The 23,576-nt window shown below is 67.1% G+C and carries 19 protein-coding genes; 7 read left to right on the forward strand and 12 right to left on the reverse strand.

The features are described from left to right. The first annotated feature begins 128 nt into the window (after positions 1-128). A complete protein-coding gene (locus C8J24_RS03545; RefSeq protein WP_107930347.1) occupies positions 129-2,072 on the forward strand; it encodes a CocE/NonD family hydrolase in 1,944 nt (647 codons plus the stop codon). Between the two features lie 122 nt (positions 2,073-2,194). Here C8J24_RS03545 and C8J24_RS03550 read toward each other — a convergent pair whose 3' ends face one another. From C8J24_RS03550 to C8J24_RS03595, 10 genes are all read right to left on the reverse strand, one after another. After that, on the reverse strand, positions 2,195-3,049 hold the full coding sequence (locus tag C8J24_RS03550; RefSeq protein ID WP_107930349.1) for a pirin family protein: 855 nt from the start codon (positions 3,047-3,049) through the stop codon (positions 2,195-2,197). A gap of 1 nt (position 3,050) precedes the next feature. Continuing rightward, on the reverse strand, positions 3,051-3,617 hold the full coding sequence (locus C8J24_RS03555) for an NADPH-dependent FMN reductase (RefSeq protein ID WP_107045232.1): 567 nt from the start codon (positions 3,615-3,617) through the stop codon (positions 3,051-3,053). A 133-nt stretch (positions 3,618-3,750) separates the two neighbouring features. Then, complete coding sequence (locus C8J24_RS03560) at positions 3,751-4,788, reverse strand: radical SAM protein (RefSeq protein WP_244180391.1); 1,038 nt, start codon at positions 4,786-4,788, stop codon at positions 3,751-3,753. A 66-nt stretch (positions 4,789-4,854) separates the two neighbouring features. Next, a complete protein-coding gene (locus C8J24_RS03565) occupies positions 4,855-5,403 on the reverse strand; it encodes a response regulator transcription factor (RefSeq protein WP_197975339.1) in 549 nt (182 codons plus the stop codon). Continuing rightward, positions 5,400-6,710 (reverse strand): ATP-binding protein, encoded by a 1,311-nt coding sequence (locus C8J24_RS03570; protein ID WP_042467562.1) that lies wholly within the window; start codon positions 6,708-6,710, stop codon positions 5,400-5,402. Before C8J24_RS03570 ends, C8J24_RS03565 begins: the two co-directional genes overlap by 4 nt. Positions 6,711-6,785: 75 nt before the next feature. Further along, positions 6,786-7,502 carry an SURF1 family protein gene (locus tag C8J24_RS03575; RefSeq protein ID WP_107930355.1) on the reverse strand — a complete coding sequence of 239 codons (717 nt, stop codon included), beginning with the start codon at positions 7,500-7,502 and terminating at the stop codon, positions 6,786-6,788. After that, the gene (gene cyoD / locus C8J24_RS03580; protein ID WP_031395868.1) at positions 7,502-7,903 is read right to left on the reverse strand and encodes a cytochrome o ubiquinol oxidase subunit IV; all 402 of its coding nucleotides are present in this window, start codon (positions 7,901-7,903) and stop codon (positions 7,502-7,504) included. The genes C8J24_RS03575 and cyoD overlap by 1 nt, the downstream gene beginning before the upstream one ends. Then, positions 7,900-8,544, reverse strand: a complete 645-nt coding sequence (cyoC, locus tag C8J24_RS03585) for a cytochrome o ubiquinol oxidase subunit III (protein ID WP_042467557.1) — start codon at positions 8,542-8,544, stop codon at positions 7,900-7,902. The genes cyoD and cyoC overlap by 4 nt, the downstream gene beginning before the upstream one ends. A 4-nt stretch (positions 8,545-8,548) precedes the next feature. Further along, on the reverse strand, positions 8,549-10,549 hold the full coding sequence (cyoB, locus tag C8J24_RS03590) for a cytochrome o ubiquinol oxidase subunit I (RefSeq protein ID WP_031395866.1): 2,001 nt from the start codon (positions 10,547-10,549) through the stop codon (positions 8,549-8,551). A 10-nt stretch (positions 10,550-10,559) separates the two neighbouring features. Next, positions 10,560-11,672, reverse strand: coding sequence for a ubiquinol oxidase subunit II (locus C8J24_RS03595; protein ID WP_420894097.1), 1,113 nt, complete (start codon positions 11,670-11,672; stop codon positions 10,560-10,562). A gap of 319 nt (positions 11,673-11,991) precedes the next feature. Here C8J24_RS03595 and C8J24_RS03600 point away from each other — a divergent pair, with 319 nt between their 5' ends. Together C8J24_RS03600 and C8J24_RS03605 are read left to right on the forward strand one after the other, a co-directional pair. Next, a complete protein-coding gene (locus C8J24_RS03600) occupies positions 11,992-13,320 on the forward strand; it encodes an MFS transporter (RefSeq protein ID WP_107930358.1) in 1,329 nt (442 codons plus the stop codon). A 317-nt stretch (positions 13,321-13,637) separates the two neighbouring features. Further along, positions 13,638-14,018, forward strand: a complete 381-nt coding sequence (locus C8J24_RS03605; protein ID WP_107930360.1) for a hypothetical protein — start codon at positions 13,638-13,640, stop codon at positions 14,016-14,018. A gap of 18 nt (positions 14,019-14,036) precedes the next feature. Here the strand turns inward: C8J24_RS03605 and glpK are convergent, their stop codons facing one another. Further along, a complete protein-coding gene (gene glpK, locus C8J24_RS03610; RefSeq protein WP_107930362.1) occupies positions 14,037-15,530 on the reverse strand; it encodes a glycerol kinase GlpK in 1,494 nt (497 codons plus the stop codon). Positions 15,531-15,622: 92 nt separating this feature from the next. On the opposite strand from glpK, the gene C8J24_RS03615 reads away from it, so the two are divergent. Then, entirely contained in the window at positions 15,623-17,203 is a 1,581-nt protein-coding gene (locus tag C8J24_RS03615) for a glycerol-3-phosphate dehydrogenase (RefSeq protein ID WP_107930364.1), read from the forward strand. On the opposite strand, the gene C8J24_RS03620 is transcribed toward C8J24_RS03615, so the two are convergent. Beyond that, entirely contained in the window at positions 17,179-18,003 is an 825-nt protein-coding gene (locus C8J24_RS03620; protein ID WP_107930367.1) for a pirin family protein, read from the reverse strand. The genes C8J24_RS03615 and C8J24_RS03620 overlap by 25 nt on opposite strands. A gap of 236 nt (positions 18,004-18,239) precedes the next feature. On the opposite strand from C8J24_RS03620, the gene C8J24_RS03625 reads away from it, so the two are divergent. The 3 genes from C8J24_RS03625 (at position 18,240) to ligA (ending at position 23,360) form a co-directional block, all read left to right on the forward strand. Next, positions 18,240-19,208, forward strand: coding sequence for an outer membrane protein assembly factor BamD (locus tag C8J24_RS03625; protein ID WP_056407265.1), 969 nt, complete (start codon positions 18,240-18,242; stop codon positions 19,206-19,208). A 301-nt stretch (positions 19,209-19,509) separates the two neighbouring features. Beyond that, entirely contained in the window at positions 19,510-21,174 is a 1,665-nt protein-coding gene (recN, locus tag C8J24_RS03630; RefSeq protein WP_107930369.1) for a DNA repair protein RecN, read from the forward strand. 41 nt (positions 21,175-21,215) lie between these two features. After that, the gene (ligA, locus tag C8J24_RS03635) at positions 21,216-23,360 is read left to right on the forward strand and encodes an NAD-dependent DNA ligase LigA (RefSeq protein ID WP_107930371.1); all 2,145 of its coding nucleotides are present in this window, start codon (positions 21,216-21,218) and stop codon (positions 23,358-23,360) included. Positions 23,361-23,576: the final 216 nt, after the last annotated feature.

The raw sequence follows: 23,576 nt of genomic DNA on the forward strand, positions 1-23,576 counted from the left end.
TTTCGGCGCATCATCCAGCAAGCGGCCGACATTTCAAGCGGTACGCACGCGGCTGATCGATCACGAACCCGATTGCCCCCGCGCGACAATTGCGCCTAGCTTGGCTGCATCCTCTTCCGGAGCGTTTCATGACCCTCAAGCTCGTCCTTCTTGCCTCGATCGCGCTCGCCACCGTTTCGTCGGCGCAGGTGCCCCAGACTGTTTCTGACAAGACTGCCCCCGCCGGCGGCGACGTGCCGGCCAAGTTCGTCCCCGCCACCGCCAACCGCGACTACGTCAAGCGCGAGGTGATGGTCCCGATGCGCGACGGGACGAAGCTCTACACCGTCATCGTCTATCCCAAGGGGCTGACCAATGCGCCGATCGTGCTGACCCGCACGCCGTATGACGCGAAGTCGCGCGCGACGCGGATGGACAGCCCGAGCATCCTCTCGACGCTGCCGCTCGCCGACGAGATGTTCGTCAAGGGCGGGTATATCCGCGTCTATCAGGACGTCCGCGGCAAATATGGCTCGGAGGGCGAGTATGTCGTCACGCGCCCGGTGATCGGCCCGCTCAACCCGACCAAGGTCGATCATGTCACCGACGCCTATGACACGATCGACTGGCTGGTGAACAAGGCGAACCTGCCCGAATCGAACGGCCGCGTCGGCATGATCGGGTCGTCCTATGAGGGCTTCACCGTCGTCATGGCGCTGCTCAACCCGCACCCCGCGCTCAAGGCCGCAGTGCCAGAAAGCCCGATGATCGACGGCTGGATGGGCGACGACTGGTTCCATTACGGCGCGTTCCGCCTCGCCAACATCGCCTGGCTCGGCGGCCAGACCGGCTACAAGGGCGCGGGCAAGGCGCCGCCGACCGGCGGCTATGACGATTACGAGAATTTCCGCCGCATCGGCTCGGCGGGCGACTGGGCCAAGGCGTCGGGCTACGACCAGCTTCCCTATTGGCAGCGCATGGTCGCACATCCCGCCTATGACGCGTTCTGGCAGGGCCAGGCGCTCGACAAGCTGCTCGCCGCCAACCCCTCGAACGTCCCGACGCTCTGGGAACAGGGGCTGTGGGACCAGGAGGACATGTACGGCGCGATCACCGCGTGGGAGGCGCTGAAGGCGAAGGGCAAGATGGGCAACAACCATCTCGTCATGGGTCCGTGGCGGCACAGCCAGGTCAACCGCGACGGCCGCAGCCTCGGCCCGTTCCAGTGGGACGGCGACACCGCGCAGCAGTTCCGCGAACAGATGGTGCTGCCGATGTTCGACCAGTATCTGAAGGACGGCCCCGCGGTCACGCTGCCCGCCGCGGCGATCTACAACACCGGCGAGAATCACTGGGACAAGCTGTCGACTTGGCCGCTCGCCTGCGAGAGCGGCTGTGCCGCACCGCTCAAGCCGATCTACCTCGGCGCCGAGGGCGGGCTGGACTTCACCAAGGCGGCGAGCGGCGGCGACAGCTATGTCTCCGACCCCGCCAAGCCCGTCCCGCATCTGCCGAGGCCGGTCAATTTCGGCGACGGCCGCTGGGGCGACTGGCTGGTCAGCGACCAGCGCGGGGTGGATGGCCGCACCGACGTAATGACCTACACGACCGACGTACTGACGACCCCGGTCCGCGTGTCGGGCGCGCCGATCGCGGACATCTATGCCAAGACGACGGGGACCGATGCCGACTTCGTCGTCAAGGTGATCGACGTCTATCCCGACGAGGTCGCGAGCGATCCGAAGATGGGCGGCTATGAACTGCCGATCAGCCTCGACATCTTCCGCGGTCGCTACCGCGACAGCTTCGCCAAGCCGAGCGCGATCCCGGCCGGCAAGACGCAGCGCTACAAGTTCCGCCTGCCGACCGTGAACCACGTCTTCCAGCCGGGGCACCGGATCATGGTGCAGGTTCAGTCGAGCCTGTTCCCGCTCTACGACCGCAACCCGCAGACCTTCGTCCCCAACATCTTCCTCGCGAAGAAGGCGGACTACAAGAAGGCGACGGTAACGATCGAACGCGGCGGCGCGTCGGCGAGCGCGGTGTGGCTGCCGGTGGTCGCGGTCGACCAGTCGGCCGTGCTGGCGAAGTAAGCCCCCCGCCCCACCACCGTCATTCCCGCGAAGGCGGGAACCCATACTGGCTGACCTCCCGGCGCTGTCACCGAGGCCAGCCAGTATGGATCCCCGCCTCCGCGGGGATGACGGTTATGGATTCAGGCGATAACCGGCGCGGGCCCGAACAGCCCCGCCTGGTAATCGCGGATCGCCTCGCCGATCTCCTCGCGCGTGGTCATCACGAACGGCCCGTGCGCCACGACCGGCTCGTCGATTGGATCGGCATGGCCGAAGACCAGCCGCACCGGGCCTGACGCCGCGACCTCGATCGTATCGCCGTCTTCGTCGAACGTGACGAGGTGCCACGGCTCGACGACCGTCCCGCTGATCTCGGGCCGCCCCTCGATCACATAGAAGAATACGCTGCGACCCCGCGGTGCCGGCAGTGTAACCCGCCCCCCCGCTGCCAGCTCGACCGTCATCATCGCAACACCCGTCAGCGACTCAACCGGCCCCGCCTGCCCTTCAAACGTGCCCGCGATGACATTCACGACCCCGCCCTCGACGGCGACCGCCGGCATGTCCTCACGCTGGAGACCGGTATAGGCGGGCTTGGTCATCTTCAGCCGCCCCGGCAGATTGACCCAGAGCTGGAGGATCTCGAGCGGCCCGCCGTCGCGCTTGAACGACGCGGGCGAGACCTCCGCATGGATCAGCCCCGACCCCGCGGTCATCCACTGCACCCCGCCCGCCTGCATCACGCTTTCGTGCCCGCCGCTGTCGAGATGCGCCATCGCGCCGCTCAGGATGAAGCTGACCGTTTCGAACCCGCGATGCGGATGCGGTCCGAACGGCAGGCCGTTATTGCCGGGCCGATAGGTCTGCGGCCCATGATGGTTGAGGAACAGGAACGGGTCGACCTGCGGCAGCTGCGGCCCCGGCAGCGGGCGCCGCGTGACGAGATCGGCGATGTCGTCACGCTGGGCGGGATAGGTCCGCAGCACGCGCCGCATCTCAGTTCGCCTCGCGCACGGCCGATGCGGGCCGTTCGATCTCCGCCAGCAGGGCGTCGATACCGCTCAACAGGAAGTCGAGCGTCGACGTGTCGCTCAGCCGCCCGTCGGCGATCTTCTCGTGCACCGAACCGATCACCGACTGCGGCCGCAGCAGCGTGCGCGCGCCGATCGACGCCAGCGTCTCGTTCAGCTGCGCCTGCGCACGCGCACCGCCGACCGCGCCCGGCGACGAGGTCAGTGTGAACACCGGCTTCCCCGTCAGCGTCGCCTTGCCGTAGGGCCGCGACGCCCAGTCGAGCGCGTTCTTCAACACGCCGGGCATGCCGTGATTATATTCGGGCGACGCGATCACGATCCCGTCCGCCTCGCCGATGGCCGCCCGCAGCGCGGCGACCGCCTCGGGTGGCGTGTCGGTATCGGCATCCTGATCGTACATCGGGATCGCGTTGAGCGGGAAGATCCGCAGTGTCGCCTTGTCCCCCAGCGCGTCGGCGAGCGAATTGAGGATCGCGGCGTTGAACGACTGGCGGCGCAGGCTGCCGGAAATACCGAGAAGGACGGGCATGCAGAAATCTCCTGTTGTCACGCGCGAGCGCCGGGCGACGGCGGCGCGCAAGATCTTGGTATCCAGATAGGCGACGGTACCGGCGCCCACCAGCGCAGGGTCGGCAACGCTGTGTTGCCCGGTTGGACGGCGATCACGTCCAGTAGAGGATCCGCGCCTCGGGCAGGCGCGACGCGATCTCGTCAGCGAAGAAGGTGCGCAACGCCCGCATCGTGTCCGCGTCATAGACATATTTGACCGAGCCGAACTTGGTGCGCTTCTCGGTGCGGTTCGCCATGCCGAGATCGAGCGACGAGCCGGGATACCAGGTCTGCAGCACCGCCTTGGACCCGGGTGTGTAGCGATGCGTGATCAGCTCGATCGTGAGGTCCGGGATATCGCCGAGCACCTTCCCCGCCTGCGCGATCAGCTCGGCATAGGCCTCGCGCCATCCCTCCGCGGCGATGATCGGTGCGATCGTCAGCCCGACCTTGTACCCCGCATCCGCCATCCGGCGCAGCGCGCCCAGCCGGGCCGCGACCGGGCTCGTGCCGCCCTCAAACCGCGCATAGCCTGCGGGGTTGATCGACGCGCGCATCCGCGTCCGCCCCGCGTGATCGAGCGCGAGCAGCGGCTCGACCGCGTCGAACTTCGTCGTGAAGCGCAGCTGCACGTCCGCCTCCCACGCGCCGAAATGCGCGATCAGCGCGGACAGCGACCCCGTGACATGATCGATCGCGAGCGGATCGGTATAACAGGACGCCTCGAACGTCGTGCCCTCCTGCGCGCGCGTGGCGGAGCGCGAGGTGACCGTCCCCTGGCCGAGATGCGCAGGAAGCTCGGCCAGGATCTCGGGCAGGTTCGCATAGACCCGCGTGATCGGCGGCCCCTTCAGAGACCCCGCGAGATAGCAATAGCCGCAATGCGCAGGACACCCTTCGGCGAGATCGATCCGCCAGTCGGCGCTCGGCGCGATCGGCTGCAACCGGCGTTTCGAGGGCGGGGCGACGACAAGCGCCAGCGTCGCCTTCGCCTGTGCATATTGCTGCCGGGGATCGTCGGGCAGGTCGAGGCGGAGACGATCGCTGGGCAGCGCCGTCACCGCCACGTCCAGCGCCCGTGCGCGCGCGACGATCTGTTCGCCATGGTCCCAGAGGAGCGACGACGGCGTCGCGAGGAGGCGCCGCGGCACCCAGAGGCGGGAGGAAGAGGGCGACACCATCGCACCATAACGCCCGCCCCACGCCAAGCGTTGCGGCTATTTGACCGGCCGCTTCTCGAGTTTGCGCGCGAGCGTCCGCCGGTGCATCCCGAGTTGCCGCGCAGTCTCCGAAATGTTGAACCCGGTTTCCGCCAGCGTCGCGTGGATCCGCTCCCATTCGAGCGTCTTGATCGTCGCGCGACGTTCGGTCACCGCGGTGTCGACCTTGCCCTCGGTCCGGTCGAACGCCGCCTCGATGTCGTCGGTGTTCGACGGCTTGACCAGATAATGCGAGGCGCCGAGCTTGATCGCCTCGACCGCGGTCGCGATGCTCGCAAAGCCGGTCAGCACGACGACGAGGATATCGGGGTCATGCGCGTGCAGCGTCTGGACGCAGACCAGCCCCGATGCCCCGCCGAGCTTCAGGTCGACCACCGCATATTGCGGCACGTCGTCGGCGAGCAGCACGACCAGATCCTCATGGCTCGCCGCAAGCCGGACCGCATAGCCGCGCCGCTCGAACGAACGTTTCAGCGTGCGCGCAAACGTCTCGTCGTCCTCGACGATCACGAGGCGCTTGACCGGGGGGATATCGGGCTCGCTCATTCGTCACGCTCCAGGGCGATCGCCGCCAGCGGCAGCATCAACGTCACTTCCGCGCCACCCGTCTCGCGGTTGGCGACCGCCACGCTGCCCCCCAGCTTGCGCATCGCATTGACCGCGAGGAACAGGCCGAGACCATGGCCGGGATCGCGCTTGCTCGACTGATAGGGCTTGCCGAAGCTCGCCAGCTTGTCGCGCGTGAACCCCGGTCCGTGATCGCGGACGATCAACGCCAGATGATCGCCCGACCGCTCGCCCGAAAACCCGACCCAGGCGGGCGATGCTTCGGCGGCATTGTCGAGCACGTTGGCGATCACCTGCTTGAGCGCGGGATCCGAGACGATCAGCGGATCGTCGCCGAGCCGGCTGGTATAGTCGAACTCGACACCGGCGTGCAGCGCGCGCCAGTCCTCGACGATCGCGTCGAGGAAGACGTGGAGCGGCACGACCTCGGGTGCCTCGCCGCGCGCCTCGCCCGCCGCCAGCAGGATGTTGGTGACGATCGTCTTGCACCGCTGGACCTCGGCCTGCATCTCGCCAATCTCCTCGAGCATCCCCGCATCGGTGGCGAGCGCGGGCATCCGCTTCCAGTCGTTGAGGATGACCGCCAGCGACGCGAGCGGCGTGCCGAGTTCGTGCGCGGCACCCGACGCGAGCAGGCCCATGCGGACGATGTGATCCTCCTCCGCCGCCTGCTGGCGCAGATCCGCCAGATGCTCGTCGCGGGCGCGCAGATTGCCCGTGATCCGCGTCATGAAGAGTACCAGCAGCGTCGCGACGAGCAGGAAATTGAGCAGCGACCCGACGGTGTAGAGCGCGAAATACTCCCCCGCATAATCGGTCGGCAGGGCGAGCGGGCGATAGCGGATCGTCAGCAGCGCGAAACACCCGCCCGTCACCCCGACGATCGCCCAGCTCGACCAGCGATCGAGCAGCACCGCGCCCAGCACGACCTGCAACAGATACAGCGCGATGAACGGATTGGTCGCGCCGCCACTGAGGTAGAGCTGCACGGTCAGCAACCCGACATCAAGCAGCATCGCGAGCAGCAGCTGCGCATTCGCCCCCCGCTGCCAGCCATAGAGCCGCATGCTCGCCAGGTTGAGCGCGACCGACGCCGCCATCGCCATCAACATCGGCACCAGCGGCAGGTCGATCCCCAGCAGGAAGCGGACCGTCAGCACGGTGACCAGCTGCCCCGCCACCGCGATCCAGCGCAGCGTGACCAGCTGCCGCATGTTCGCATTGCCCGCGGCATCGGTATCCGCGCGCGCGCGGCTGACCCAGGCCTGCCACCGCGAGGAATCCATCGCCAATCTCATCGTGTCGTGCGCCGTCACGCGGTCCATCTCTCCTGCGACGCGCTCAACGCACGGCGTCGCCGATCAGCGTCTATCATGACGACGATCGTGGCGCACGAACACGACGAACCCGATCACCGTCATCGCGGCGAGGCCGAACCATGTCAGCATGTAGACGAGATGATTGTTCGGAAACGCGATGACGGTCTGGCCGCCGACCGGTGCGCCGTCCCCGACCTTGTCCGCATCGATGAAATAGGGGGCCGTGCGACCAAGGCCACGCGCGCCCGCGATCGCAGCGACGTCGCGCGAATACCAATTGTCGGTCGCGGGATCATTCTTGCGCAGGAAGCCGCCGCCGGGTTCGGTGATCCGCAGATAGCCCGTCACGGTCACCGTCCCGACCGGCCGCGCATAGGCGCTGCGCTGTTCGGGCGAGACATAGCCGCGGTTGACCAGAACATCGAAGCCCTGCGCAGTCCGCAGCGGCGTCATCACCCAATAGCCGCTGCCGAGCGCCGTGGCGGCGCGGACCAGCGTCGTGCGGTCATGCGCGAAGACGCCGCTCACCCGGATCCGGCGATACGCATCGCTGCTCGCCGTGATCGCCGGCCAGCGCGCTGGCCCGGGTGGCGCGACCGGTGCGGCCTGCGACCGCGCGGCCACCTGCCGGATCAGGTCGAGCTTCCATGCGCGCCGCTCGACCTGCCACACACCCAGCGCGCAGAACCCGGCGAACAGCAGCAGCGCGATGAAGCCCGCCACCCAGATCGCCGGCCGCGGCCGGGCATGCCCTGTCATCACATATCTACCGCGGCCTGCATCGGCATCATGTTGGTGTTGAGGTGATACATGACCCAGATCGAGCCGCTGAGCGTGATCACGACGAGGATGATCGTGAAGATCAGCGCCATCATCGTCCAGCCATTCTCGGACTTTCCGTTCATGTGCAGGAAGTAGATCATGTGGACGACGATCTGGATCACCGCGAACAGCATGATCACCAGCGCGGCGGTCGAAGGATCCTTGAACGCACCGGTCATCACGGCCCAGAACGGGATCGCGGTCAGGATGACCGAGAGGAAGAACCCCTTCAGGTAGCTCTTGCGCGTCCCGTGCGATGCGTGATCGTCGCCATGCCCATGATCGTCATGGGCATGGTCGGCATGCGCGTCGTGCGCGGTGGCGGGGCGGTCGGTCATCGCAGCGAACCCATCAGATAGACGAAGGTGAAGACGCCGATCCAGATGACGTCGAGGAAGTGCCAGAACATGCTGAGGCACATCAGGCGGCGCTTGTTCGCGGCGATCAGGCCGTGCTTCTGGACCTGCACCATCAGCGTGACGAGCCAGATGAAGCCCATCGTCACGTGCAGGCCGTGCGTGCCGACCAGCGTGAAGAAGGACGACAGGAACGCGCTGCGCGTCGGGCCCGCGCCCTCATGGATGAGGGTGGCGAACTCGTACATTTCGATCGACAGGAAGGCGAGGCCGAACAGCCCGGTAAAGGCCAGCCACATCTGCATGATGCGCTGACGCCCTTCCTCCATCGACAGCATCGCGAAACCATAGGTGATCGACGAGAACAGCAGCATCGCAGTGTTCACCGCGACGAGCGGCAGCTCGAAGATCTCCTTGGGCGTCGGTCCGCCGGCATAGCTGGTGCCGAGCACGCCGTAAGCTGCGAACAGCACCGCGAAGATGAGGCAATCGCTCATCAGGTACATCCAGAAGCCCAGCATCGTGCTGCTGCCCTCGGGATGGTGATGCTCTTCGAGTTGGTAGAACGAGAGGGGCTCACCCTTCTCGTCCAGACCGTCCTTCTTCAATGATACCGAAGACATCGCGTCAGGCTCCCTGGGTCGCGAGCATGCGGGTGCGCGCGTCCTCGCTGGCGATCACGTCCTCGACCGGGATGTAGAAGTCGCGCTTGTAGTTGAAGGTGTGGAAGATCGTCGTGGCGAAGATCCCGACCAGCGTCAGACCCGCGAGCCACCACATGTACCAGATCATCGCGAAGCCGAAGGCGATGCTGAGTACGCCCAGCACGACGCCGGTACCCGTGTTGCTCGGCATGTGGATCGCGCGGAAGCCGCTGACCGGCCGCTGATGCTTGCGGTCCTTCATGTCGTACCAGGCGTCCAGGTCATGGACGACGGGCGTGAACGCGAAGTTATAGTCGGGCGGCGGCGACGAGGTTGCCCATTCGAGCGTCCGGCCACCCCAGGGATCGCCGGTGTGATCGGCGAGCGCCTCGCGGTTGCGGATGCTGACGAAGATCTGGATCAGGAAGGCAGCGATGCCGACCGCGACCAGTGCTGCACCGAAGGCGGCGATGACGAACCAGATCTGCAGGTTCGGATCGTCGAAATAGCGCATGCGGCGGGTCACGCCCATCAGGCCGAGCACATAGAGCGGCATGAAGGCGAAGTAGAAGCCCGACACCCAGCACCAGAACGACACCTTGCCCCACTTCTCGTCCAGCTTGAAGCCGAACGCCTTCGGGAACCAGTAGTTGATCCCGGCGAACATGCCGAACAGCGTGCCGCCGATGATCACGTTATGGAAATGCGCGACCAGAAACAGCGAGTTGTGCAGCACGAAGTCGGCCGGCGGCACCGCGAGCAGGACACCGGTCATGCCGCCGATCGTGAAGGTCACCATGAAGGCGATCGTCCACATCATCGGCAGTTCGAACCGGATCCGCCCCTTGTACATGGTGAACAGCCAGTTGAAGATCTTGGCCCCGGTCGGGATCGAGATGATCATCGTGGTGATGCCGAAGAACGAGTTGACGCTCGCCCCCGACCCCATGGTGAAGAAGTGGTGCAGCCAGACGAGATACGACAGGATCGTGATGACGAGCGTCGCATAGACCATCGAGCTGTAGCCGAAGAGGCGCTTGCCCGAGAAGGTCGAGGTGACCTCCGAGAAGATGCCGAACGCCGGCAGGACCAGGATGTAGACCTCGGGGTGACCCCAGATCCAGATCAGGTTGACGTACATCATCGGGTTGCCGCCCGCGTCGTTCGTGAAGAACGCGGTACCGATGTAACGGTCGAGCGACAGCATCGCGAGCACCGCGGTCAGCACCGGGAAGGCGGCGACGATCAGGATGTTGGTGCACAGCGCGGTCCAGGTGAAGATCGGCATCTTCATCATGCCCATGCCGGGCGCACGCATCTTGACGATGGTCGCGACCAGATTGACGCCGGACAGCAACGTTCCGATGCCCGCGATCTGGAGCGCCCAAATATAATAATCGACCCCGACATCGGGCGAATAAGCGATCCCCGACAGCGGCGGCATCGCGAGCCAGCCGGTCCGCGCGAACTCGCCGATGAACAGCGACATCATGACGATCACGGCACCCGCCGCGGTCATCCAGAAGCTGAAATTGTTCAGGAACGGGAAGGACACGTCGCGCGCACCGATCTGGAGCGGGACGACATAGTTCATCAGTCCCGTGACCATCGGCATCGCCACGAAGAAGATCATGATCACGCCGTGCGCGGTGAAGACCTGGTCATAGTGATGCGCGTTGAGATAGCCTTCGCTACCCCCGAACGCCATCGCCTGCTGCAGGCGCATCATGATCGCGTCGGAGAAGCCGCGCAGCAGCATGACGATCGCGAGGATCATGTACATGATCCCGATCTTCTTGTGATCGACGCTGGTGAACCACTGGTTCCACAGATAGCCCCACACCTTGAAATAGGTGAGCGCGGCCAGCAGCGCGGCACCGCCGATCGCCACCATGCCGAACGTCGCGACGACGATCGGTTCATGCAGCGGCAGCGATTCCAGCGTCAGTCGGCCGAAGATCGTCTTCAATATGGAGTCTGACATGAGCTTTTCTCTAGCCGTTCGCGACGGGGCGCGAGCCCGGCATGGTTGAGGGGGTCAGCATGGTGTGATTGCGGTTGGCAGGCGAGCCGGGCGCGGCGTTGGCGCCGTCGCGTTTTATGTCGGCTGGCGCAGACCAGTGTTTCCCGCTCCCCTTTTCGTCGCCGTCCTTCATCAAGCCGCCCTCGGGTCGGGGGCCGGCATCCTGGGGCCCGCTGCCGCCATTGACGCCGGGCATCGCCATGCCGTCATGCGGGTTCTTGCCCATCATGTCTGACATGCACGGCTTGCCAGGCTTCACGCACTGCTCGACGATCGCCTTGAACAGCGAGCTCTCGACACCGCCGAAATAGCGAACCGGGACCTTCTCGCTCGGCTTTTCGAGCTGCATGTAATTCGCACGGTTCAGACCGCCGCCGCCGTTGCGGACCTTCGCGACCCAGGCATCGAAGCCCGCGTCGGACACCCCGTGGAAGCGGAAGCGCATGCCCGAAAAGCCCGCGCCGCTATAGTTGGACGAGAAGCCTTCGTAATTGCCGGGCTTGTTGATCACCGCATGCAGCGTCGTCTCCATCCCGGGCATGGTGTAGATCATGCCGGCGAGCGCGGGGATGTAGAAGGCGTTCATGACCGAGGACGAGGTCATCTTGAAGCGCAGCGGGCGATCGACCGGCGCGGCCAGTTCGTTGACCGTGGCGATGCCGTATTCGGGGTAGATGAACAGCCATTTCCAGTCGAGCGCGACCACCTGGACGTCGAGCGGCTTGCCGCCCGTGATCGTCTGCTGGTTACCCGCGAGCTGCCCCACCGGCGTGTTCTCGCCGATATCGCCGCTCTGTGCCGAGATGCGGCCGAGCGGACGATAGGGATCGAGCAGATGCGTGCTGGTCCAGGTCAATGCGCCCAGTGCGATGATGATCAGCAGCGGCACGCCCCAGATCAGCAGCTCGAGCCCGACCGAGTGATCCCAGGTCGGCTCGTACTTCGCGCTCTTGTTCGTCTGCCGGTAATGATAGGCGAAGAACAACGTCAGCGCGATCACCGGGACGATGATGATGAGCATCAGCCCGGTGGAGATGAGGACCAGGTCACGCTGCTGCACCGCAATATCGCCAGATGGCGACATCACGACCCAGTTGCATCCACTGATCAACAGCGCGGGCAGCAGGGCTGCTGCGCGTAAGAGCCAGGATCGGGGCCTGGAATTCGATAGCTCGGCGGTCATGTACTCGCCCCTACGCCGCTGTTAGATCATTCCATAGTGGACAATTTGTCCAATGGGCGCCGCACTGCAGCAAAGGCATGGCGCTCATGATGCGACAGAGATAGGTCTCTCGGTGTGACTCCGAAAGGCCCTGCCCGCAGTCGACGAAAAGGCGTATGATCGGTGCGCCGTCCGAAAAGGCCATTGGGCGGCGAGCCGCCTCACGGAAGCGAGTTTGAGAATGAGTGCACACGCCGCATCGACGTCTTTTGAAGACGATGCCCGCGATCTTCACGATCACGGGAAAAAGGTGTCGCCGGGCGAGATCGCGATCGGCGTCGTCATCGGACGCACGTCCGAATTTTTCGACTTTTTCGTCTATGCGATCGCCTCGGTCATCGTCTTCCCGACGCTGATCTTCCCCTATGTCGACCGGCTGCAGGGGACGATCTACTCGTTCGCGGTGTTCGCGCTCGCCTTCATCGCGCGCCCGCTCGGGTCGGTGATCTTCATCGCGGTCGACCGGCTCTATGGCCGCAGCGCCAAGCTGACGATCGCGCTGTTCCTGCTCGGCACGGCGACCGTGGCGATGGGCTTCCTCCCCGGCTATGCGCAGGTCGGCAACTGGTCGGTCGTGCTGCTGTCGATCCTGCGTATCGCGCAGGGCATCGCGCTCGCGGGTGCCTGGGACGGTCTCGCCTCGCTGCTCTCGCTGAACGCGCCCGAGGGTCGCCGCGGCTGGTACGCGATGCTGCCACAGCTCGGCGCGCCGTTCGGCCTGCTGGTGGCTAGCGGCCTGTTCGCCTTCTTCGTCGCGACGCTGCCTGCCGCCGACTTCATCGACTGGGGCTGGCGCTATCCGTTCTTCGTGGCGTTCGCGATCAACGTCGTCGCGCTCTTCGCCCGCCTCCGCCTCGTCGTCACCCCTGAGTTCACGACGCTGTTCGAATCGCGTGCGCTACAGCCGGCGCCCGTGCTCGACACGATTCGCGCGGAAGGCCGCACCATCGTGCTCGGCGCCTTCGCCCCGCTCGCCAGCTTCGCGCTGTTCCATATGGTGACGGTGTTCCCGCTGTCGTGGATCGTGCTGTTCACGCGCGAGACGCCGGGCCGGTTCCTGACGATCGAGGTGATCGGCGCGGCGATCGGTCTGTGCGCGACGCTCGTTTCCGGGCTGCTCGCCGATCGCATCGGTCGCCGCACGCTGCTCGGCAGCACCGCGGTGCTGATCGCGCTGTTCGCAATCGGCGCGCCGATGCTGCTCGATGGCGGCGCAACCGGTGAGTGGGTGTTCATGATCGTCGGCTTCGCGCTGTTCGGCCTGTCCTTCGGCCAGTCGTCGGGCTCGCTCGCGACCAGCCTCGGCAAGACGCACCGCTATACCGGCTCGGCGCTCACGACCGATCTGGCCTGGCTGTTCGGTGCGGGCTTCGCCCCGCTCGCCGCACTGCTCCTGTCGAGCAAGCTCGGCCTCGCGGCCAGCGGCGCCTATCTGTTCTCGGGTGCGGTCTGCACGCTGATCGCGCTTGGCGTGAACAAGGAACTGGCGAAGCGCGCCAACGAGGGCTGAGCCGACCCCCGGGCCGGCTTACAGCTGCCCGCCAATCCAAGACTGCCCGACTGACGTCACTCGCCGCCCCCGCGGCGGGTGACGTTACGGTTTTCAGCCCCTGTCGAAACCCTACCCGGCGGTACAAAAGGCGATTGACGCCCGCCTGCGCTTACTATACCGAGCGGTATCGAAGACGATCGGGGTCCTGGGATCCTGCTCCGGTCTTCACCGACCGATGATTTTGCTGCCGCCCCGAAGCGCTGCACCACAATTCGACCCGTTCCCACGCGGCACCCTCGCCGCGTGCCCCTTTGTCCATCCGAAGAGACCCGACCATGGCCTATCTCGACCTCGACAACCTGTTCGCCGCCCCCGTCGCCAGCCGGCCGACGATCAGCGCCGCGCAGACCGAAGGCCGGGCCGGGTTCACGCAGCTCGAATGGCACGTCATCATGCTTGCCAAGCAAGACGGCCTGCGCCGCCTGGCGGTGCCGGGACGGCTGGACCGTGCACTGCGGACGATCTTCGGCCTGTCCGAGCGCTCGCCGCTGGCCGACCCGCGGCTCGAGGCGCTGCGTCGGCTCTCGGTCCATGCGTGGCGCCACGGCTTCGCGCTGCCGGTCGCCGAGATCGAGCGGTTCCTCGCCGCAGGCTTTCACCGCGGCCAGATCGAAGTCCTGGTCCAGCGCGTGACGGGCCTGCGCGTCGCATCCTAACTAATACCCCGCCGATCGTCAGTCCGTACTGAGCGCCTTGCGTAACGCGGCGTGCCAGCCGGCGATCAGCGCGGCGCGGTCGCTCGCCCCCATGCGCGGCTCGAAACACGCCCCCCGCCGCCACGTCTGCGACAACGCATCGAGATCGGGCCAGACCCCGGTCGCCAGCCCCGCATGGAACGCCGCGCCCAGCGCCGTCGTCTCGAGATGCGTCGGCCGCTCGACCGGTGTCTCGAGCATGTCCGCGAGAAACTGACAGAGCCAGTCGTTCGCCGCCATGCCGCCGTCGATCCTGAGCGTCGCGGGCGCCGCGCCGCCGTCCGCGACCATCGCCTGCGCCAGATCGAGCGTCTGATAGCCGACCGCCTCGAGCGCGGCGCGTGCGAGATGGGCACCCGTCGCGCCCAGCGTCAGCCCGGTAATGAGCCCGCGCGCGTCGGGATCCCAGTGCGGCGCGCCCAGCCCGACAAAGGCGGGGACCATGTAGACGCCGTGGCTGTCGGGAACCTCGGTCGCCATGTCGTGCGTCTGGTGCGCGCTGGTGATCACGCCGAGCCCGTCGCGCAGCCACTTGACCGCCGCGCCGGCGACGAAGATCGATCCCTCCAGCGCATAGGTCATCTGCCCGTTCAGCCGATAGGCGGGCGTGGTCAGCAACCGGTGGTCGGACGCGATCGCCGTGTCACCGGTGTTGAGCAGCATGAAACATCCCGTTCCATAGGTCGACTTGACCATGCCGCGCGCGAAACAGGCCTGGCCGAACAACGCCGCCTGCTGATCCCCCGCCATTCCCGCGATCGGGATCGGGACGTCGAACAGCCCGGGCGCGGTCGTGCCGAACACATGGCTGTTGTCGTGCACCTCGGGCAGCATCGCCTGGGGCACGCGCAGCAGCCGGCACAGCGCATCGTCCCAGTCCTGTCGGCGAATGTCATAGAGGAGCGTGCGGCCGGCATTGGTCACGTCGGTCGCATGCACCGCGCCGCCGGTAAGCCGCCACAACAGGAAACAGTCGATCGTGCCGAAGGCGAGCTCCCCCTTGTCCGCGCGCGCCCGCGCACCCGGCACGGTGTCGAGGATCCACGCGATCTTGGTCGCGGAGAAATAGGGATCGAGCAGCAAGCCGGTCTTGTCGCGGACCATCTGTTCCGCGCCCTCGGCCTTCAGGCTCTGACACACGTCTGCGGTGCGGCGATCCTGCCACACGATCGCGGGGTAGATCGGCGTGCCCGTCGCGCGATCCCAGACGACGACGGTTTCGCGCTGGTTGGTGATGCCGATCGCCGCGATGTCGCGCGCGGGCACGCCGCCGCGTGCGATCGCCTCGCGCGCGGTCACCAGCGTATCGCGCCAGATGTCCTCGGGGTCATGCTCGACCCAGCCGAGTCGCGGATAATGCTGCGCGAATTCGCGCTGCGCCGTCGCTACCGGTCTGGCCGTCGCATCGAACAGGATGCTGCGCGTCGATGTCGTACCCTGATCGATCGCGAGGACATGCGTGGCTTGGCCCATGCGGCTCTCCTTTGCGACCGCTCTAGGCCGCCCCACCACCCCGCGTCGAGGCTAGCCACCGGTCGGCCCGCGGTGGTAAACGGGAGACGATGATGAAAACGCCCGCGAAATTCGACGTCGACCTGTTGATCGTCGGCGGCGGCATCAACGGCACCGGGATCGCGCGCGATGCCGCCGGGCGCGGACTGTCGGTCCTGCTGGTCGAGCAGGACGATCTCGCCAGCCATACCTCGTCAGCCAGCACCAAGCTGATCCATGGCGGGCTGCGCTATCTCGAATATGGCGAACTCCGGCTGGTGCGCGAGGCGCTGATCGAACGCGAGCGGCTGCTGGCGATCGCGCCGCACATCATCTGGCCGCTGCAGTTCGTCCTGCCGCAGACGCATTCGCCGCGTCCTGCCTGGATGGTCCGGCTCGGGCTGTTCCTCTACGACCATCTGGGCGGCCGCAAGATCCTGCCCGCGACGCGGACCGTGCGTTTCGACCGCGATCCGCTGGGCGACGGGCTGAAACCCGGCGCGACGCGCGCCTTCGTCTATTCGGATTGCTGGGTGGAGGACAGCCGGCTGGTCGTCCTCAACGCGCGCGACGCGGCAGAGCGCGGCGCGACGATCCTGACGCGCACCCAGCTGGTCGCGGCGACCCGACGGGACGGCGGCTGGTCCGCGACGATCGCCGATGCGCAGGGCGAGCGCACCGTCACCGCCCGCGTGCTCGTCAACGCGGCGGGACCCTGGGTCGCCGATGTGCTGGGGAAGGTGCCCGATTCGCGCCGCGACCGCGGCGTCCGGCTGATCAAGGGCAGCCACATCGTCGTGCCGCGCCTCTATGCGGGCGATCACGCCCTGCTGTTGCAGAACCCGGACAAGCGCGTCGTCTTCGCGATTCCCTATGAAGGTCGCTTCACGCTGATCGGCACCACCGACGAGGCGTGGCAGGGCGCGCCCGGCCCCGCGACGATCGACGCCGCCGAGACCGCCTATCTGTGCGACACCATCGACCGGTATTTCCAGCGTGGCATCACCCCCGCCGACATCGTGTGGAGCTATTCGGGGATCCGCCCGCTCTACGACGATCACGCGGCCAGTGCGTCGGCGGTGACACGCGACTATGTGCTAGATCTCGACGCCGCGGAGGATCGCGCCGCGATGCTGAGCATCTTCGGCGGCAAGATCACGACCTATCGCAAGCTCGCCGAGCACGCGCTGATTCAGCTTGCCCCCTTCTTCCCCGATCGAAACACGGACCTGACAAAAAGCTGGACCGCGACGGTCGCGCTGCCCGGTGGCGATCTGCCCGAGAGCAATTTCGACCGGTATCTCGAAGCGCTGATCCGGGCGTACCCCGACCTGCCGACTGAACTGCTGCGCCGACTCGGCCGCGCCTACGGGACGCGGGTGGACCGGATCCTCGGTGCGGCGCGCACCACCGCCGAGCTTGGCGAGGATTTCGGCGCGGGGCTTCATGCTGCCGAGATCGACTATCTCGTCGATCAGGAATGGGCGCGGTCGGCGGCCGACATCCTCTATCGCCGCAGCAAGCTCGGGCTGCACGTACCCGCCGACGCCGCCGCACGGATCGACGTATATCTGGCCGGTCGCATCGATGGGGCGGCGGGAGGCGCACCGCCCCCCGCCGCAGCGCCCGATCAGATCCGCGTGTCGCCCGCATAGGCGAACAGCAGGTCGGCGTCGTCGCTGGCCTCGATCCGCTCGGACCCGGTCACGGTGACGCATTCGCCCGCCTTGAACGCGACGCCCGCGACGCTGCCCGTTCCGGTGATCGGGATCAGCCAGGCGGTCCGCCCTTCAGGAAGGGTCACCGCATGCTCGCCACCGGTCCAGCGCTCGAGCACGAACTTGGGGCCTTCGACCTGGATCGTCCGACCTTCGGAGACGACGCCCGGCGACGTGATCGGCTGATAGGGCACCGGATCCGAGACCGCGATGCCGTCGTCGAGGTGTAGTTCGCGGTCGCTGCCATAATCATAGAGGCGATAGGTGGTTTCCGAATTCTGCTGAACCTCGATCACCGTCAGGCCGCCGCCGATCGCGTGGATCGTGTCGGAGGCGCAGTACATGAAATCGCCCGCCTTGACCGGCTTCCAGTAAAGCTTGTCCTCGATCGTGCCGTCGATCGCGGCCGCGCGCAGGTCGTCGCGCGACATCGGCGCCTTGGTGCCGACGGCGATCGTCGAATCGGGTTCGGCGGCCAGCACCGTCCAGCATTCGTCCTTACCTCGTGGCAGGCCGCGCGCATGCGCCTGGTCGTCGTCGGGATGGACCTGCACCGACAACTTCTCGCTGGTGAACAGATATTTGATCAGCAGATCGGGGGTCGTGTCGCCGGGTTCCTGGAACCAGACCTCGCCGATCGCCGGCGCATCCGGGGCGGGATCGTCAAAGCCGGGCCACAGCGTGTGGCGTCCCCAGGGCTTCTCGACACGATGGGTGTGAAGCAGGGTGGCGGGCATCAAACGTTCCTTCTCAAGGCTGGCGGACTGGCGCGGCATAGCGCCCCGGGGCCCAACTGGCGAGACGCCGGGAATGTCCCGTCGTCGACGCGGCATCGCGCCAGGCGTATCGCGCCCGTCGACCGGTGAATTGTGGCTGAATAGACCGCCCCGAAGGCCCCTGCTTCAGACGTCTCCAAACGCCCTCGCTAGGGGGGATTGTTCGCGTGCCCCCGGTTACGCTAAGGACGACGTCCATGCGTATCCCCCAGTCTCGCGCGCTCTCGATCGCGCTCCTCGCCGCCATAGCGCTCCCCATGGCCGGGTGCGCGAGTTCGCGCACCTCCACCGACATCCCGTATGTCGCGCGCGACGTGGGCACGCTCTACTCGCTGGCGAAGAAGCGGCTCGACCAGGGGCGCTACAAGGAATCGGCGCAGCTGTTCGACGAAGTCGAGCGCCAGCATCCCTATTCGATCTGGGCCCGCCGTGCGCAGATCATGAGCGCGTTCAGCTATTATCTCGACACCGACTATACCAAGTCGATCCAGTCGGCGCAGCGGTTCATCGCGGTCCACCCGGGCAACCGCGACGCGCCCTATGCCTATTACCTGATCGCGCTGGGCTATTACGAGCAGATCACCGACGTCACGCGCGACCAGAAGATCACGCGCCAGGCGCTCGACGCGCTGGGCGAGCTGACACGGCGCTATCCCAACACGCGCTATGCGTCGGATGCGCGGCTGAAGATCGATCTCGTCAACGATCACCTTGGCGGCAAGGAGATGGAGATCGGTCGCTTCTACGAGACGCGCGGCCAATGGCTCGCGGCGAACGGGCGGTTCCGCACCGTGATCGACCAGTATCAGCAGACCACGCACACCCCCGAGGCGCTGATGCGTCTGACCGAGACCTATCTCGCGCTTGGCGTCCCGATCGAGGCCGAGAAGGCCGCGGCGGTGCTGGGTCGCAACTATCCGGGCACGCCCTGGTATCAACGCGCGTACAAGCTCATGCAGGAGCATCCGGTCAAGCCGCTGGCGCCGATCGCGACGGGCGCGCAGATCGTCCCCGCCGGCACCCCCGGCGCGCTCCCCGCCGCTGGCCTCGGCGAGACCCCGGCAATCCCGGGCTCGCCCGGCAATGGCGGCTCTGGTTCCGCTGCGGCAGGCGGGTCGGGCCCGGTCGGCCCCGCCGGCACCACGCGCACCACGCCCGGCAACTGAGCAAGGGCGGCGCGCGCCGCCCCTCCCCCACTCGTCATCCTGACGGACGTCACTGCCCAGAGCCACGACGTCCGCCCCTCCGCCGTCATCCTGACGAAAGTCAGGATCCAGAGCCACAAACCCGAGCGCGCGTGACCCTGGATCCTGACTTTCGTCAGGATGACGAGGAGGGCAGTGTTCACGGAGCGCGGCGGTGACGAGAAGCCTCGACCGCAAAGCGTCAAGCCTGAAAGCCCCCATCCGCACCAAGCGGAACATTGGGGGATCATTTTCGCATCCGGATCGTCTAAGGGACGAACCGATGCTGACAGAACTCTCCATCCGCGACGTGGTATTGATCGAGGCGCTCGACCTCGGCTTCGGCCCGGGGCTCGGCGTGCTGACCGGCGAGACCGGCGCGGGCAAGTCGATTCTGCTCGATGCGCTCGGACTCGCGCTCGGCGGTCGCGGCGACAGCGGACTGGTCCGGCATGGTGCTGCGCAGGCGGTGGTCACCGCGACCTTCGATCCGCCCGCCCCCGGCACGCCGCTGATGGCGCTGCTCGATGAGAACGGGCTGACGATCGAGGCGGGCGAACCGCTGATTATCCGCCGTATCGTCAAGGCCGATGGCGGCAGCCGCGGCTTCGTCAACGACCAGCCCGCCTCCGCTGGCCTGCTACGCGAGATGGCGCCGACGCTGGTCGAGATTCACGGCCAGCATGACGAGCGCGGCCTGCTTAACCCGCGTGGCCACCGTGCACTGCTCGACATTTTCGGCCGTACCGAACCCGCCGCGACGACCCGCGCCTGGACCGCATTGCGCGAGGCCGAGGACGCACTCGCCACCGCGCGCGCCGATATCGAAAGCGCCGCGCGCGACCGCGACTGGCTCGAACACACCGTCGCCGAACTGACCGCACTCGGTGCCGAGCCGGGCGAGGAGGAAACGCTCGCCGATACCCGCCGATCGATGCAGCGCGCGGAGAAGATCGCGGACGACCTGTCGGCGATCGACGACTATCTCGAAGGCTCGGATGGCGGGCTCGCCAAGCTGCGCCAGGCGGCGCGTGTGCTGGAGCGGATTTCGGGCGATCATGTCGCGCTGGCCGATGCGCTCGCCGCGGTCGACCGCGCGGTGATCGAGGGATCGGTCGCCGAGGAGCGGATGCGCGATGCGCGGATCGACCTCGCCTATGACCCGCGCAGTCTCGAGGACGACGAGGCGCGGCTGTTCGAACTCCGCGCGATGGCACGCAAGCACCGCGTCCAGCCCGATGACCTCGCCGCGCTGGCCGACGAGATGCGCGCCCGGCTCGAACGACTCGACGCGGGCGAAGGCGGTATCGCGTTGCTCGAGGCGACGCTCGCCAAGGCGCGCGCCGCCTACGACAAGGCTGCGGACGCGCTCTCGGCCCGCCGCGCCAAGGCGGCGCTGCGACTCGACACCGCGGTCGCGGGCGAGCTCGCGCCGCTGAAACTCGACGCCGCCCGCTTCCGCACCGTCTGCGCCCCGCTCGGCGAGGAGGGCTGGTCGGGCGCGGGCAAGGACCGAGTCGAGTTCGAGATCTCGACCAACCCCGGCGCGCCGTTCGCCGGCCTCACCAAGATCGCCAGCGGCGGCGAATTGTCGCGTTTCATCCTCGCCTTGAAGGTCGCGCTCGCGGAGGAAGGCGGCGCGACGACGATGGTGTTCGACGAGATCGACCGCGGCGTCGGCGGTGCGGTCGCCAGCGCGATCGGCGAGCGACTCGCACGGCTCGCGCAGAGCACGCAGCTGCTCGTCGTCACGCACAGCCCGCAGGTCGCGGCACGCGGCGCCAAGCATTTGCTGATCGCCAAGAGCAATGACGGCACCGTCACGCGCACCGGGGTCCGCGCGCTCGACGAGACCGAACGCCGCGAGGAGATCGCACGGATGCTCTCGGGTGCGACGATCACCGACGAAGCGCGCGCACAGGCCGAACGGCTGCTCGAAACCGCCTGACACTCTTGCCGCGCGCGGGGCAGCTGCCTAACCCCGCGATCATGACTGCGCTGCCCACGTCCGCCCTGCCCGCCACCGAAGCGGAGGCCGCCGCCGAGCTGGCGACGCTCGCCGAGCGCATCGCCTATCACAATGCGCGCTATCACACCGACGACGCGCCCGAGATCAGCGACGCGGACTATGACGGGCTGGTCCGCCGCAACACCGCGATCGAGGCCGCGTTCCCCGCGAGCGTCCGCGCCGATTCACCGAGCCGCAGTGTCGGTGCCGCCCCCGCCGGGCATCTGTCGAAGGTCGCGCACGCCAGACCGATGATGAGCCTCGACAACGCGTTCTCGGACGAGGAGGTCGAGGAATTCGTCGGCCGCGTCCGCCGCTTCCTCAAGCTCGCCGACGACGCCCCCGTCGCGCTCACCGCCGAGCCCAAGATCGACGGCCTGTCCTGCTCGCTACGCTACGAGGACGGCCGGCTGGTCCAGGCGCTCACCCGCGGCGACGGCCAGGTCGGCGAGGACGTCACCGCCAATGTCCGCACGATCGCCGACATTCCGCAGCAACTGGCGGGCGAGCCCCCCTACCCTGCGGTCTTCGAGATCCGCGGCGAGGTCTATATGGCGAAGGCCGACTTTGCCGCGCTCAACGCCCGCCTGCTCGCGGAGGCCGAGCAGACCGGCAAGGAGGCGCGCCAGTTCGCCAACCCCCGCAACGCCGCCGCCGGCTCGCTCCGCCAGAAGGACGCGGGCATCACCGCCGAGCGCACGCTGCGCTTCCTCGCGCATGGCTGGGGCGAGGCGAGCGCGGTCCCCGGGGAGACACAGTCCGCGATCGTCGACCAGTTCCGCGCCTGGGGCTTCGCGGTCGCCGATGCCTTCGCGCGCGTCGAGGACGAACAGGGCGCGCTCGGAATCTACCGTGCGATCGAGGCCGGCCGGGCCGAGCTCCCCTTCGACATCGACGGCGTCGTGTACAAGGTCGACCGGCTCGACTGGCAGGCGCGACTCGGCCAGGTCGCGCGCGCGCCGCGCTGGGCGATCGCGCACAAATTCCCCGCCGAGCGCGCGCAGACCACGCTCAACGCGATCGACATCCAGGTCGGGCGCACTGGCGCGCTCACCCCGGTCGCGCGGCTCGACCCCGTCACCGTCGGCGGCGTCGTCGTCACCAACGCGACCTTGCACAATTTCGACGAGATCGAACGGCTCGGCGTCCGCGTCGGCGACCGCGTCCTCGTCCAGCGCGCCGGCGACGTCATCCCACAGATCGTCGAGAGCCTGACCGCCGCCGAGAATCGCCCCGCCTATGTCTTCGACCGGCTCTGCCCCGAGTGCGGGTCGGCCGCCGAGCGCGAGGAGGGCGAGGTCGTCTATCGCTGCACCGGCGGGCTGATCTGCCCCGCGCAGCGCGTCGAGCGGCTCATCCATTTCACCTCGCGCCACGCCTTCGACATTGGCGGGCTCGGCCAGACCCTGGTCGAGGCGTTCTTCCGCGACGGGCTGATCGAATCGCCCGCCGACATCTTCCGCCTGACCGAGGAGCAGCTGGTCGCGCGCAAGAAGGACGGCCGTGTCTGGGCGGCCAAGCTGATCGCCGCGATCGACGCGCGACGCAGCATCGCGCTCGACCGCTTCCTCTTCTCGCTCGGCATCCGCCATGTCGGCGAGATCACCGCACGCGACCTCGCCCGCCGCTATCGCTCGGCCAAGGCGCTCGGCAGCATGCTGCGCCGCGCGGTGTTCCTGTATCACAGCATCACGCCGGTACTCGGCGAGCCCGAGCGCAAATATGTCCTGCGCCGCGACAAGCTGCTCGTCGGCGTGATCGAAACCGCGGGCGTCGGCCCCGAGGTCGCCAACGCGCTCATCGGCTTCTGCGCCGAGCCGCACAACCGCGCGGTCGTGTTCGACCTGCTCCGCGAGGTGACCCCGCTCGATGTCATCCACGAGACGCGCGATTCGGACGTCAGCGGCCAGACGCTCGTCTTCACCGGCAGCCTCGAGACGCTCAGCCGCGACGAGGCCAAGGCGCAGGCCGAGCTGCTCGGCGCTCGCGTCGCGGCGTCGGTTTCGGCCAAGACCGACCTCGTCATCGCCGGCCCCGGCGCGGGGTCGAAGCTGAAGAAGGCGACCGACCTGGGGATTCGCGTGATCACCGAGGCGGAATGGGCGGCGATCGTCGCGGCGAGCTGAACGCGCAGCGTGCCACGCACTTGATCGAGATTGGTTCCGTCGTGGACCAATCGATGCCGGGCCGTGGCTTTTTTGCAACGCAATATGACGGAGTGCGTCCGGCGCAACACGCGACTCGCCAATGTCATGGAACCGAAATATTTGGAGCGCAGGGGCGCGGCTGACCGAACGATCAAGTCGCGGATCTCGAGCATAAGCTCAAAGGGGACATTTCAA

Source organism: Sphingomonas aerolata (genome assembly GCF_003046295.1).
GTDB lineage: Bacteria > Pseudomonadota > Alphaproteobacteria > Sphingomonadales > Sphingomonadaceae > Sphingomonas > Sphingomonas aerolata.